The organism is Boseongicola sp., assembly GCA_014075275.1.
In the GTDB taxonomy this organism is placed as follows: Bacteria; Pseudomonadota; Alphaproteobacteria; order Rhodobacterales; family Rhodobacteraceae.
This window is the reverse complement of record CP046179.1, coordinates 2,391,163-2,405,136: the sequence shown is the minus strand read 5'-3', so window position 1 is coordinate 2,405,136 and position 13,974 is coordinate 2,391,163. Positions and strand designations below refer to the sequence as shown.

The following is a 13,974-nucleotide window of genomic DNA, read 5'->3' as shown; positions in this document are numbered from 1 at the left end:
AGTGCGATCCCGCCTGGCTTAACCACCGCAAACTGCAGTTTCCGTGTTTACCAAAACAAAGCGGTATTGCAGGAAGTCATCAGGTTGATCTGAGATCTAGACCAGCCACGCAACGCCAGAGAGCACCGAAAACGCCACATGCGCCGGATCAACGGACCATATGCCTTTATTCTGATTACTCTGATGATCGACGCAATCGGGATCGGAATTGTCTTCCCAATCATGCCTGACCTAATGGAGCGCGTCGGGGCGAATGATTTGGCAGTCGGCTCCATTTGGGCCGGAGTTTTGATGTCGGCCTATGCGGCTGCTCAGTTTCTTTTCGCGCCAATTGTTGGCTCCATTTCAGATGCCTATGGCCGCCGACCCGTTCTATTGGTTGCCATGGCTTTTCTTGCGCTGGACTATGTTATCATGGCTCTGGCGGGGACTTACTGGCTGTTGCTGGTCGGACGCACATTGGCTGGGTTGGCGGGCGCAACCTATACTACCGCAACTGCATACATCTCTGACATCACGCCAAAAGAGCATCGCGCGGCTCGGTTTGGAATGATCGGCGCGGCGTTTGGAATCGGCTTTGTCTTGGGCCCGGCACTCGGAGGATTGGCGGCAACATGGTACGTCACGGCACCATTTTGGCTTGCGGCGTTCTTTTCGGCGGCCAACGTTGCTTTCGGATTCTTTGTTCTGCCCGAGTCCCTTAAGCCAGAGAACCGCCGCACGTTCGAGCTGCGCGACTTGAATCCATTTGCTACGATTTTGCAGGCGTTTCGTATTCCAGCCCTGGCTGTTCCGCTTTTCTGTCTTTTTGTCTTCGAGTTTGCGACAATCGTCTATCCAACGTTGTGGGCGTTCTGGGGGCGGGAGGTGTTTGGATGGTCGACTCTGACTATTGGCCTCACTCTTTCGATATACGGTGTCCTTGTTGTTGTCGCACAAGCCGGAGTAATGCCATTTGCTGTCGGCTATCTCGGCGAACGCCGTTTGGCGATTGTTGGATTATTCGTGGCAACGATAGCCTTGGTTGGATTTGGGTTTGCATCTGCCTTGTGGGCAGTCGCTATTTTCTTGCCGATTGCTGCACTGGCTGATCTGGTCCCGCCGACAATAACTGCGCTCGCGGCCAACTCTGTTGATGAGTCACGGCAAGGAATGGTTCAGGGTGTTATCGCAGCATTGGCATCTGTAGCTGCGGTGATCGCACCGTTGGTGTTCACACCGATTTTTGGTTTTTTCGCGCGCCCGGAATCCGAGATCTATTTCCCCGGTGCACCCTTTGTGCTGGCGGCGCTTTTGGTCTTGGCGCTGGTTCCACTTGCTTGGCGCGGAAGGCTAGGGACTCAAGCCGTCGGTGAAAGTCGTTAATAAATACCAACAGCTCACGACTGCCCGCCAATTTCGGCATGTGCAAGGCGACCAACTCTCGCAATTGTCGTCGCGAAATCACCTAACACTTCGCTGATGCAAACGTGATTGGGATGCGATGAAGAGTCTGTGCAAGTTTGTCTTGACTTAGCGGTTGGATTGTATGGTTCCGCGCGTTCGATGAAAGGCCGCTTCAAGTGTTGCCACAAACAGTGGCGCCACTAGCAATTGAAGTTTCTGAGCTTTCGAAAGGGGCTTTCATGCATCTTGCAATACGTTGTCGACCCCAAACCTTTTTTGCTTTGCTAGTCCTGACGCTCACGTTCGTCTGGCCAAGCAGCGTTGATGCGCAGGACAATGGCGGGCTACCCGAATATATCACTGAACAGTTTGGAACACCTCCTGCGATTCCGGAAGGTCCACTGTCAGCCGAGATCCAACGCGCGGTCCACACGACATTTGTTGAGAGTTCAACCAACTCAAAATGGGGCGAGGCGCAGGAAATGGCGCTTGCAGAGATTGCGCGGTCCAATGATCCGCGATTGGCATGGCTGGTCAGCGACTTGATGCGGTTCGTTTCAGCGCAACAATTGCAGGCTTTGCTTTCGGGCGCAGCATCCGAGTTGCTTGGAAAGGAATTTAACGAATGGAACAATTGGGGACATGTCACCGATCATCTAATCGCCTGGGATATTCCGGCCCCACCTGAATATTTGTCCGTAAAACGGGCCATCTTCACAGGACTCGTGCCAGGTTGGGACAGTATTTTTGTGGAGGGAGATATCGATTGGCGAATGGTTTCGTGGGGTGGTGTTCTCATCGACGACCGGCCGTTCGATACGACAGACGATCAATGCAATTGCATTCCAGCAGCAGACAACCCGGATGTTAGCACCGCCGATGAAGCAGCCTGGCTTCAGGACGATGACATTGTATTTGGCGTCGAAGTGAACGGCGAGTTCCGCGCCTATCCACGGCGCATCATGGAAGTTCGCGAAATGGTCAACGACTCTCTTGGCGGGCGCGATTTGGGGATCCCATACTGCACGTTGTGCGGCGCCGCCCAGGCATACTTTACCGACGATCTTCCCGAAGGAATCCAGCGGCCCATCCTGCGTACATCTGGGCTGCTTAGCCGCTCCAACAAAGTGATGTATGACCTAAACACCTATTCAGTGTTCGATACGTTTCTCGGGCACGCTGTGACCGGACCGCTCGCAGAAAAGAATCTGCAACTGAAGCAAGCGACAGTCGTGACAACAGATTGGGGAACATGGAGACAAGAACACCCGGAAACAACAGTGCTACTTGAAAAGTATGCACTTGGTCGCAACCCGGATTTTCGAAATGGTCGCGATGCAAACGGGCCGATATTTCCGGTCGGAGACGTTGATCCGCGACTGCCGGTCCATGAAGATGTCATTGGCGTGACTACGGCATCTGGACAGCCAATAGCTTTTCCACGCGGTGCCGCCTTCATCGCGCTTAGCCGCGGCGATGAAATTAAAGTCGAGAATGTTCGCCTGGTGCTGGATGCCGGAGGCATAAGGGCCGTGGATGCAAGCGGGTCCGATCTGGGCAGCCACCAGGCGTTCTGGTTTGCATGGTCTCAGTTTCATCCTGACACCGCTCTTTGGGGTCAGTGATCGGAATCCCGAGTAACATAATGCTCCGGATCTAATAGTTCGCCTTAGGAACGGTCGCACGCCATGAGACTGCTTTGCCGCAAGACCCACATCTCTGGAATATTGGCGGCCTCAAAGCCTTTCAGCCACAGATCGCGATCTTCAAAACGTTTGTGATGCCTTAGCATCGCCGAGACAATTGCCGCATACGAATAGCCTTCGGGTGTGCCGTCAACGAATGCATCGGCAAATACACTTGCGTGCTCAGGCTGCTCCGAATGCGAAAATGTGATTAGGCGGGCTGCTCCAACGCAGGATCAGACTCAACAATATCGCGATAGTCGGCAATCGACTGATGGATATTGCCGTGCAGTTTCAATTCGTATCCAGCCCGCACGAATGCCTGATAGGATGACAAGCGCGGGGGATCAGTTGCGGAAAGCCGGCGACCTTCGGCTTCAAGCACTCTGCAGGGCATGCATCCGGTCAATGCACCGACAATCTCATCCTGAACTGAAAAGATGTTGCTAGCGTCCCGGTCGAACCGCTCGGCACAAAGGTTGGTAGTGTCTCAGTTGGAATTTGATTTCTTTTTGTAAGGTCTGCGCTTCTTTGGTGCTGGCGCGTTTGCGTCGATCAGCGAATAAAGCTTTAGTTCCAAAAGTTTGCAATACGGCCTAGGCCATCGCCAATTGCTTTTTTTTGGCGCCTATCTCACAAACACTGCCCGTTCTGGAATGGGACTCATCATGCTCTCCAAATCTATCGTAAATTGTTGATATAAAACAATTTAGATAAGTAATTGAGTTACGCACCTCAAAAATGGGTAGACTTGAGGTGCGTAACTCATATACGATTTGGCTATGCCGCGATTCGTCCTAAGATGCGCGCGGCGGACAAACGGGAGGATTAGATGTCATATTCGAGACTGGCCGCAGCCAGCGCGATTGCAATTGCTGCCACAGGAGCAGCTTCAAGTGCTCAGGCCGAAGATCTGACGCTTTGCTGGGCCGCTTGGGATCCGGCGAACGCACTAGTTGAGCTGTCCAAAGAGTTCGAAGCTCAGTCGGGCCACAACATGAACTTCGAGTTTGTGCCTTGGCCAAACTTCGCAGACCGTATGCTGAACGAGTTGAACTCGGGCGGTAAACTTTGCGACTTGCTAATCGGAGACAGCCAGTGGATCGGCGGTGGCGCCGAGAACGGGCATTATGTCAAGTTGAATGATTTCTTCGATAACGAAGGCATCTCTATGGACGACTTCGCACCAGCGACAGTTTATGCCTATTCGACTTGGCCGAAAGGCTCGCCAAATTATTACGCGCTGCCCGCTATGGGTGACGCAAATGGCTGGTTTTATAGGAAAGACTGGTTTGGACGCGAAGACATAAAAGCAGCCTACAAAGCTGCAACTGGTCAAGACCTAGCTGAGCCTCAGTCACAAAAAGAGCTTCTCCAGATCGCGCAGTTTTTTCAAGAGCGCGAGATTGACGGCAAGACCGTCTATGGCGCCGCTATTTTCACCGAACGTGGTTCTGAAGGCATAACCATGGGTGTTACCGGAGCGTTATATCCTTGGGGTTTCAAATACGAGAACACACCTGGGTCCTACGATATGGAAGGAGCTGTGAATTCTCCCGAGGCTGTGGAAGCGCTTGAATTCTACAAAGAGTTCTACGAGACAGCGACGCCGCCGGGATACACCAACTCTTACATGGGTGAATCTCTTGACGCGTTTAAGTCAGGTCAGGTCGCCATGGCGATGAACTGGTTCGCGTTCTTCCCAGGTCTATATGCTGATCCAACCACTGGTGGCGACAAGATCGACTTCTTTGTGAACCCACCTCAGAACCAGGCTGGTTCGACGCTGGGCGGACAGGGCATCTCGGTTATCGCCTATTCCGAAAAGCAGGATGCAGCTCTTGAATACATCAAGTGGTTCTCAGATCCTGGAGTTCAGGCAAAATGGTGGGAGCTTGGCGGTTACTCGGCACACAATTCGGTGCTGAATGACCCTGGGTTTGTGGCCAGCCAGCCATTTGCCGGCGACTTCCTTGATGCCATGGCAGGCGTGCAGGACTTTTGGCAAGAACCCGCATATGCGGAACTGCTGCTGGCTATGCAAAAACGCGTTCACGACTACGTAGTTGCCGACCAGGGCACTGCCAAGGAAGCGTTAGACAAGCTGATCGAGGATTGGACTGAGGTCTTCGAAGACGAAGGTAAGCTCTAGGCTCTCTCCGCTCGGCGCACAAACTTTGCGCCGAGCAAACAATGGCTCCGGGGTCGTCCTCGGTCCCGGAGCGACAAACCAATTAACAGGCCAAGCACATGTCTGACCGGACAATAGATCGCGTTGCCGGGGCAACGCCCGCACCAGTTGCGCGCAAAATCAAGGGACTATCCGATCGGGCAATCGCCTGGATCTTTGTCGGCCCAACGATTTTCCTTCTGCTTGCGATCAACATATTTCCGCTGATCTGGACGATCAGATTGAGCTTCACGAACTACAAAGCAAATCGCATCAATCGCGAGCCTGAGTTTATTGGTTTTCGCAACTATGAGCGCATTCTAACGGACAGCGACATTTGGCTGAATATGCAAGCCACAGCACATTTCTTGTTTTGGACAATCTTTTTCCAGGTGCTGATCGGTTTCACTCTGGCTTGGCTCATTAACAAGAAATTCAAAGGCAATGATCTTTGGACGACGATCATCGTGTTGCCAATGATGCTGTCTCCAGCTGTCGTTGGGAACTTTTGGAAATTCCTGTATCAACCGCAAATAGGCCTCTTTAACTACATCGTCGGCTTCATAACCGGGAAAGAGGCCTCCAGCTTTGAGATGCTCGGAAGCGTGGACTTGGCGCCATGGTCTATCGTTATTGTTGACACCTGGATGTGGACACCATTCGTGATGCTAATCTGTCTTGCTGGGCTTCGAAGTATTCCAGACTACATCTACGAGGCAGCCGAAGTTGATCGCGCATCCAAGTTACGGCAGTTCTTCACGATCACGGTGCCCATGGTTCTGCCTTTCCTGATGTTGGCAGTACTTTTCCGCGGGATCGAGAATTTCAAGATGTTCGATCTGGTTGTGCAGCTGACCGGTGGGGGTCCGGGTTCCGTGACAGAGCTGACGTCGATCAACCTCAAACGCGAGGCATTTGAAAAGTGGCGAACTGGTTACGCCTCGGCCTACGCAATCATCCTTTTCGTCACAGTATTTGGTCTGGCTAGCATCTACGTAAAAGCATTGAACAAGGTGAAAGAAAGATGAGCAGCTTTTCCATCACCGAACCATCAAAGCGGACCAAGTGGTTTGCCGGCACTCTGGTCATCTTCTACGCGCTGATCACAATGATCCCACTTGTCTGGATCGGTCTTACCGGCTTCAAAAGCCCGTCCGACGCGATAAGCTATCCGCCAAAGTATCTAATTGGCAGCGAAACCGATGCCGGATTCCAGCCGACACTGGAGGGTTATGTAAATCTATTTACAACCCGCACTCGACAGACACAGGACTTCCTTGCGGAAAACCCGCCTGAGAATTGGGCCGATGAGATCGTCCGCAAATACGACATGGTTATTGTTGGGCCGTCGAAATTTGGCGAGCGGTTCATGAACTCGGTGATTATCGGCTTTGGGTCGACGTTTCTTAGCGTCTTCCTGGGCACATTGGCAGCTTATGCCTTTAGCCGCTTCAAAATCCCACTGGCTGACGACCTGTTATTCTTCATCCTGTCAACGCGGATGATGCCCCCTATCGCTGTGGCGATCCCAATATTCCTGATGTACCGGAATCTGGGCTTATCGGACACGCATCTGGGCATGATCCTTCTCTATACAGCAGTTAACATTTCGCTGGCCGTCTGGTTGCTCAAAGGCTTCATTGACGAAATTCCACGCGAATACGAAGAAGCAGCTCTTATCGACGGCTACACTCGGTTTCAGGCATTCTACAAGGTCGTGTTACCGCAGGCCGCAACCGGCATCGCTTCGACCGCAATCTTCTGCTTGATATTTGCTTGGAACGAATACGCCTTTGCGGTGCTGCTGACTTCGGCAACAGCCCAGACAGCGCCACCATTCATTCCGACCATTATCGGCGTCGGGGGGCTTGACTGGCCTGCGGTTGCTGCTGGCGCAACGATCTTCCTGCTTCCGGTCATGATCTTCACCATCATGCTTCGCAAACACCTTCTGCGCGGCATTACTTTTGGAGCGGTCCGCAAATGAGCAACTTCTTCAATGGTCTACTGAGGTTTCGTCGGGGTCCCTGGGAAATGCTGGCGACCATTATCATTGCACTTGGTGTTTTCATGCTGATGCAGCCCTTCGTGATCTGGGCTTTCACCTATTCCTTCATCACAACATTGGTTGGCACGGTGATGTTCATCATCGTCAGCCACTTTCCGGAGTAAGCGTTAGAATGGCGCAAATCGTCATCAAAAATCTCAAAAAGCAGTTCGGTGACTTCACCGCAGTCCGCGAGAGCTCGTTTACCATCGAAGATGGAGAGTTCTTTATGCTTCTTGGTCCGTCGGGTTGTGGAAAGACCACGACGCTTCGCATGATCGCCGGGTTAGAGTTACCCACGTCGGGCGAGATACTTCTGGACGGTGAAGAGATCTCGCAGCGGCCTCCATCTGAACGTGATATTGCCTTTGTTTTCCAGATGTTTGCTCTTTATCCGCACATGAATGTTCGCAAAAATATTAGTTATCCCTTGGTCAGCCAGGGCATGTCGCGCAGCGCCGTAAAGGCGAAAGTAGCTGAGGTGGCGAAAATTCTGGGAATTGAGGGCATTCTGGATCGTCCCGTTGGCGGGCTTTCCGGAGGCGATCGCCAGCGTGTCGCCTTGGGGCGTGCCATAGTCCGCGAACCAAAGGCCTTTATGATGGACGAACCGCTTGGCGCCTTGGACGCCGAGTTTCGCGAACACATGGCCGAAGAGCTACGGGCGTTGCACGACCGTATGGGCGCAACAACAGTCTACGTAACTCATGACCAACTCGAAGCCATGCAAATGGGTGACAAAATCGTGGTCATGAATAATGCCGTTGTTGAGCAATTTGGAACTCCACAGGAAATCTACGACAAACCTGCAACCATGTTCGTGGCGGATTTTATCGGGTCGCCTTCAATGAACTTCCTGAAGTTTAACGGCAAAGTTGGAAGCGGCACCAAGGATATCAATATGCATGACGCGACCTTTGGTGTTCCTCAAACCCGTGAACCCTTCGAAGGCGACATGGCGTTTGGGGTTCGGCCAGAGCACATCGCACTTTCAGACACAGCCCCGTTTCGTGCCAAAGTTCTGGCAACGGAATACCTCGGAACGACGCAAATCGTGACGCTGGACACCGCCGGTGGCGAGGTTAAGGCCCGAATTTCAGCCCAACAGACTGCCAAAACCGGCGAGCCTGTTGGCCTAACGTTCAACGCTGAAACAGTAACTTTGTTTGACCGCCAATCCGGGCGGGCTTTGAAATCCGAACTGAACGAAGGCGTGCTACATGGCTGAAGTTTCGCTCAACAATGTGTCCAAGGTTTTTGGTAAGACGCAGGCCGTCAAAGACATCACGATGACAATCGAGGATGGCGCGTTCGTCGTTCTTTTGGGACCAACTGGCGCTGGTAAAACAACCACACTACGTCTGATCTCAGGCTTAGAAAGCCTCGATCAGGGAAGTATCCATATTGGTGGTCATGATGTTGCACATTATACGCCCGCCCAACGCGACGTCGCGATGGTCTTTCAACAATACTCGCTCTACCCGCATCTGACCGTCCGCGACAATCTTGCGTTCCCATTGCGCTCTCCCATCCTGAAGACACCAGAATCTGAAGCCGCAGAAAAAGTGACAAAAATAGCCGAAGTTCTGCAGATCCCGCACAAGCTGGACAACAAGGCAACTGAGTTATCCGGCGGTGAGATGCAACGCGTTTCCATAGGCCGCGCGTTGGTGCGTGACCCCTCCATTTATCTGATGGACGAACCTCTCAGCTCTCTGGACGCAAAACTCCGCGCTGACCTTCGCGTTGAGCTCAAACGAATTCACGCCGACCTTGGATCCACTCTGCTTTATGTCACCCACGATCAAATCGAGGCGATGACAATGGCAACACACATCGGAGTCCTGGAAGAGGGACAACTCGTTCAGTACGGCACACCCAAGGAAATCTACGAAGATCCAACGAGCGTTTACGTGGCCAGCCGCCTTGGTCTGCCGCGCATCAATATTCTGCCTGCCTCCATTTTCCCAGGAAACCACAAGGGCGATCAAATCGGGCTTCGTCCTGAAAACATCCGGCAGGGCGATGGAGTCGAAGCCACTGTGCTGCGCTCAGAGCATCTAGGAGATCAGACGCGTCTGCACCTCGAAGTCCGTGGGCACTCAATCACGACGCTAAGTGATCCACATCAAGATTACGCAAACAATGGCACCATTAAAATTAGCCCGCAAAACCCGCTGTATTTCGACAGTACGGGCATCCGGGTCAATTAGAGGAGGAACACAATGGCTCAATTTATCAATGCCAAGGAAGACTTGGTCACAGAAGCACTTGATGGCGTCCTCGCTGCAGCTGGTGGAACGCTGTCTCGTTTAGATGGCTACCCGCATATCAAGGTGGTCTTCCGTTCAGACTGGGACAAATCGAAAGTTGCATTGGTTTCAGGCGGTGGCTCCGGGCACGAACCTGCTCACGCCGGTTTTGTTGGAAAAGGCATGCTGACAGCAGCGGTTTGCGGCGAGGTTTTTGCTTCTCCGTCAGTCGAAGCGGTTCTGGCTGGCATTCTGGCTGTGACGGGTGAAGCGGGCTGTTTATTGATCGTCAAGAACTACACGGGCGATCGACTCAATTTCGGTCTAGCTGCCGAACGGGCACGTGCTTTGGGGCGCAAGGTCGAGATGGTCGTTGTCGACGACGACATAGCGCTCCCGGATCTTCCACAGCCGCGTGGCGTGGCGGGCACTCTCTTCGTTCATAAAATCGCTGGTGCTCTGGCCGAAGATGGCGCCGATTTGCGGGTGGTGGCAGAGGCGGCGCAAGCCGTAATTGGCAAAGTAGCGTCCATCGGCATGAGCTTGGACACCTGTACAGTTCCAGGGTCTAGCAAAGAGAACCGGATTGGCGCGGGCAAAGCGGAGCTTGGCCTCGGAATCCATGGCGAACCCGGTGTGGAACAGGTCGATTTTTCCACCGCAATGAATGCAATGGGAACAGTCGTTGAGAAGCTCAAAGGCCATTTTGGCGGAAATATCGTTGCCATCGTCAACAACCTTGGATCAACCACTCCCCTAGAAATGTCGGTGCTGACGCACGCGCTGGCGGCTTCAGGAATGGTGGAACACATCATCGGGCCGGCTCCATTGATGACATCGCTGGATATGCATGGGTTTTCAGTCTCGGTCATGGATGCAACACCTGCAGAATATGCAGCGTTGTCTGCGCCGGTAGCATCGTCAGTATGGCCCGGCTTGCACCAAATTGTGGAACCGCCTTTGGTCGGATTGCCGGATGGCTTAACCCCTATTGAGCCCATCCCATCGAGGAACGACAAAACACGCGAAATCATTGAGAATGTCGCCGACCTTTTGGTATCGGCCGAAGGGCGCTTGAACCAATTAGACGCCAAATCCGGCGACGGTGACACTGGAAGTACGCTGGCCACTGCGGCGCGCGCACTGAAATCCAGCCTAGCTAGAATGCCGCTGGCCGATCTGACGCAACTATTCCCGGCGCTGGGCAACGAACTAAGCCAAACAATGGGTGGGTCGTCCGGCGTCATTCTTGCAATTTACTTCAATGCCGCCGGCGACGCCTGCGCAAATGGTGCATCCGTACAAAAGGCGTTGGTCGATGGATTGAAGCGAGTGAGCGAAGTAGGAGGTGCAAGCGTTGGTGACCGAACAATGATTGATGCATTGTCGCCCGCACTTGAAGCCATGCCAAATGGCATTGCCGCCGCTGCAAGTGCCGCCCGCACCGGTGCCGATAGTACGGCATCCATTCACCGCGCAAAAGCTGGCCGTGCCGCATACGTGCCGGAAGAAAACCTAAAAGGTCACAACGACCCTGGTGCTGAGGCCGTAGCACTACTCTTCGAAGCTCTCGCGAAAGAAATGGTGACTTAAACTGAGCAAACCGCTTCACAACGCCGTCGGGAAGCCAACGGTTAACGATATTGCCCGGGTGGCTGGCGTGAGCCTAGCCACAGTTGATCGCGTGCTTAACGAACGACCTGGCGTGCGGTCGGTGACGATCAAGAAGGTTCAGGTCGCCATCGCGGAACTTGGGTACATTCGTGATACCGCTGCCGCCAATCTTGCGCGCAGGCGTATCTACAACTTGCTGTTTGTCTTACCTGACACCGACAATGAATTTGTGCTCGCCCTGCGGGATCAGATTGATGAACAGGCCAAAAAGTTATCAAATGATCGAACCGAGCTATCGCTCGTACTTGCGACACCATTTGATGCGCAGGATTTTGTTGCAGTCCTTGACCGGGTCAATCCGCGAGACACCGATGGCGTTGCTATATTCAGCCCCGAGACACCATCGGTTCGCGATGCCATAAAGCGTTTGCGGGACAAGGGCGTTGCTGTGGTAACATTGGTGTCGGACCTCCCATCATCCGAGCGCGACCATTTCGTCGGGATCGATAACGTTTCCGCAGGTCGTACAGCTGCGCAGCTGATGGGGCGTTTCATTCGTCGGTCCGGTAAGATTCTCTTCATTACCGGCTCCAGATTTGCGCGCGATCACTTGGAACGCCGCCAAGGATTTGATCTGGTCATCAACGAACATTTCCAGGGTCTCGAAGTGGTTGCCTCTTTTGAAGGCCGCGATGACCCAGAGCTGATATATTCACTTTTGCCAAAGGTTTTTGAAAACCATCCTAATATTTGTGGCATATACTCAAGCGCCGCAGGCAATGAAGGTTTGATAAGATATCTAAAAGACCGAGAAGCTGCGCACGAGGTTGTCGTAATTGGCCACGAGCTGACTCCGTTGAGTAAGTCCGCGCTGCGGGATGGGTATTTCGATGCGGTTATTAACCAGGACAGCGGGCATCTGGTTCGCTCATGTGCAAGGCTGCTAAGAGCCACCGCCGACAGCGCGCCATATAATCCGGCCCAGGAACGCATTCGCATCGATATCTATATCAAGGAAAATATGCCCGCTTAAAGAGTTTGACGATTTAATGCGCACCTAGAATTGAAGCGTGACTCCGGTCAGCCCATTCAATTTAGTGGATTTCGAGCGTGTATTTGCTGCACACCAGCAACCTTGAATGACTGAATGCAAGTATACTATTGGCTCAGCGGTCTCGCCTATGTGCGTTCAGTTTAGGAAAGCCCGCACGTCGGCATCCAGTTTGCTCCAGTCAGTGAACTCATGCTCGCGCTCGGTGGGATCAAAGTCGTGACCCCGAAGCACAACGTGACGAAGAATTTGCGTCGCAAAATAGTCATAACTCCGGGATCGAATTGCACCCGCAACTAGCAATTCCCGATCTGGATTTATACCCGTACGCAACTTCATCTCGTCCAGATAGTCCTGTGCTTCCTCCTGGCCTTCTTCAAAAGCAACCCGCAAACTAACCGAAATCAAAAGAACCTTGCGCTCAGAAAGTTCCCTTTTGTGCGAACTCAAAAAGACCTCAAACGCTTTGGGATGTCGTCGTTCGTGCACCGAGGCAACAAGTGCTACCGTTTCAAAATTTCCCCAATCCACCTCAGCAACAAGATCGGCTGTGTCAAAGATCTCAACCTGCTGACCTGTTTTCGTTGCGAGGTTTGCAATAAAATCTGCGATCTTTTCAGATTGACCTTCGATTGATCCGAATACGACGAGTATAGCCATGATCGCTTTTCCTCTTTCGTTGTGGTTTCAATGCCAAAAGGGGCACCGCCTCGCGGAGGCTCAAACTCGGTGCGCGCCCCAGTCACAATGCCACCCGTACGCATGCAGACACGCGGGCTTCAGACCGTCGTGCCTTGGCGGCGGATTAGGCTTCCGCAAAAACCCGCCACAATTCCAACGGTGACTGAAAATAAGGTCTCAACAGTCGTGAGATGAGCAACCGATAGACCGGCGAACAACATCGCTTCCACCAGTCCGACAATCCCGCCCAGAGCCGAGGCAAGACCAATATTTCTTGTGGTCATTCCAACCGCCAAACCAAGCACGCCCGGCAAGCCCAGCAAGTTACTTCCAATTGTTCCAAGAATCTCGAGCATCTGATCCTCTTCTCAGTTGTTCGTGTGGGTCAGAAAAGTTTCGATTGCTTCTGAATGAGCAACCGTCTCTGAAATAGAAAGCGGGTCGACGGTTTCCGCAGATATTTTCTCGTATGCGTCCTGGTATCCGGTTGGCAGTTTGTGAGCGATGCCTTGATGGCAGTCGATACAGGTCATTCCCGTATCAATTGCACGTTGATGCTCAGAGGCGGCCCGTGTTTCCTGAATTGTGAAATCCATATACTCGAAAGCGTGACAATTTCGGCATTCGCGACTGTCGGATTGCTTCATTTTCTTCCAAACGGATTTGGCCATCTCAAGCCGACGTTCTTCATATTTTTCTTCGCTCGAAATTGTTCCCGCCATTTCGTGGTAGACATCCTTGACTGCCATAATCTTGGCTTTGACCTTGTGGCTCCACTCTTTTGGGACATGACAGTCAGAACAAACTGCACGTACGCCAGAATGGTTATTGTAGTGCACAGTTTCCCTGTATTCGCCCAAGTTGGTCTCCATCGTGTGGCAGGACACGCAGAATTCCTCGGTGTTGGTAAGCTCCAAAGACCAGTGAAAGCCGCCCCAGAACATGACGCCCGCAAGGAAACCGGCGATCAATGTGAAGCCGACACTCAAAACAGCAGTGGGACTCCAAAACCATTGCCAAAGACGACGAATTCTGCCGCGTTTTTTGGGAGTATCAGACATCTTGAAAGCTCCTTAAGCGGTCGTGAG

Annotated in this window: 14 protein-coding genes; 10 read left to right on the top strand and 4 right to left on the bottom strand. The window is 52.7% G+C overall.

Features of this window, described 5'->3' with window-relative positions:
• Positions 1–138: 138 nt before the first annotated feature.
• The gene (locus GKR98_12075) at positions 139–1,365 is read left to right on the top strand and encodes an MFS transporter (GenBank protein ID QMU58869.1); all 1,227 of its coding nucleotides are present in this window, start codon (positions 139–141) and stop codon (positions 1,363–1,365) included.
• A gap of 260 nt (positions 1,366–1,625) precedes the next feature.
• Complete coding sequence (locus GKR98_12070; protein QMU58868.1) at positions 1,626–3,011, top strand: DUF3179 domain-containing protein; 1,386 nt, start codon at positions 1,626–1,628, stop codon at positions 3,009–3,011.
• 271 nt (positions 3,012–3,282) lie between these two features.
• Here the strand turns inward: GKR98_12070 and GKR98_12065 are convergent, their stop codons facing one another.
• Positions 3,283–3,456 (bottom strand): hypothetical protein, encoded by a 174-nt coding sequence (locus tag GKR98_12065; protein QMU58867.1) that lies wholly within the window; start codon positions 3,454–3,456, stop codon positions 3,283–3,285.
• Between the two features lie 447 nt (positions 3,457–3,903).
• On the opposite strand from GKR98_12065, the gene GKR98_12060 reads away from it, so the two are divergent.
• The 8 genes from GKR98_12060 to GKR98_12025 all read left to right on the top strand — a co-directional run bounded on the left by GKR98_12060 (position 3,904) and on the right by GKR98_12025 (position 12,187).
• On the top strand, positions 3,904–5,223 hold the full coding sequence (locus GKR98_12060; GenBank protein ID QMU58866.1) for an extracellular solute-binding protein: 1,320 nt from the start codon (positions 3,904–3,906) through the stop codon (positions 5,221–5,223).
• A 98-nt stretch (positions 5,224–5,321) separates the two neighbouring features.
• Complete coding sequence (locus GKR98_12055; protein QMU58865.1) at positions 5,322–6,269, top strand: ABC transporter permease subunit; 948 nt, start codon at positions 5,322–5,324, stop codon at positions 6,267–6,269.
• On the top strand, positions 6,266–7,228 hold the full coding sequence (locus GKR98_12050) for an ABC transporter permease subunit (protein QMU58864.1): 963 nt from the start codon (positions 6,266–6,268) through the stop codon (positions 7,226–7,228). The genes GKR98_12055 and GKR98_12050 overlap by 4 nt, the downstream gene beginning before the upstream one ends.
• Complete coding sequence (locus GKR98_12045; protein ID QMU58863.1) at positions 7,225–7,413, top strand: hypothetical protein; 189 nt, start codon at positions 7,225–7,227, stop codon at positions 7,411–7,413. Before GKR98_12050 ends, GKR98_12045 begins: the two co-directional genes overlap by 4 nt.
• 8 nt (positions 7,414–7,421) lie before the next feature.
• Positions 7,422–8,516, top strand: a complete 1,095-nt coding sequence (locus tag GKR98_12040; protein ID QMU58862.1) for an ATP-binding cassette domain-containing protein — start codon at positions 7,422–7,424, stop codon at positions 8,514–8,516.
• Positions 8,509–9,501 (top strand): ATP-binding cassette domain-containing protein, encoded by a 993-nt coding sequence (locus GKR98_12035; protein ID QMU58861.1) that lies wholly within the window; start codon positions 8,509–8,511, stop codon positions 9,499–9,501. Before GKR98_12040 ends, GKR98_12035 begins: the two co-directional genes overlap by 8 nt.
• A 12-nt stretch (positions 9,502–9,513) precedes the next feature.
• Entirely contained in the window at positions 9,514–11,133 is a 1,620-nt protein-coding gene (locus GKR98_12030; protein QMU58860.1) for a DAK2 domain-containing protein, read from the top strand.
• Between the two features lies 1 nt (position 11,134).
• Positions 11,135–12,187 carry a substrate-binding domain-containing protein gene (locus GKR98_12025; protein ID QMU58859.1) on the top strand — a complete coding sequence of 351 codons (1,053 nt, stop codon included), beginning with the start codon at positions 11,135–11,137 and terminating at the stop codon, positions 12,185–12,187.
• A 156-nt stretch (positions 12,188–12,343) separates the two neighbouring features.
• Here the strand turns inward: GKR98_12025 and GKR98_12020 are convergent, their stop codons facing one another.
• The 3 genes from GKR98_12020 to GKR98_12010 form a co-directional block, all read right to left on the bottom strand.
• Positions 12,344–12,865 (bottom strand): protoporphyrinogen oxidase, encoded by a 522-nt coding sequence (locus GKR98_12020; protein QMU58858.1) that lies wholly within the window; start codon positions 12,863–12,865, stop codon positions 12,344–12,346.
• A 119-nt stretch (positions 12,866–12,984) separates the two neighbouring features.
• Positions 12,985–13,242 carry a hypothetical protein gene (locus GKR98_12015; GenBank protein ID QMU58857.1) on the bottom strand — a complete coding sequence of 86 codons (258 nt, stop codon included), beginning with the start codon at positions 13,240–13,242 and terminating at the stop codon, positions 12,985–12,987.
• A 12-nt stretch (positions 13,243–13,254) separates the two neighbouring features.
• Positions 13,255–13,947, bottom strand: a complete 693-nt coding sequence (locus GKR98_12010) for a 4Fe-4S ferredoxin (GenBank protein ID QMU58856.1) — start codon at positions 13,945–13,947, stop codon at positions 13,255–13,257.
• Positions 13,948–13,974: the final 27 nt, after the last annotated feature.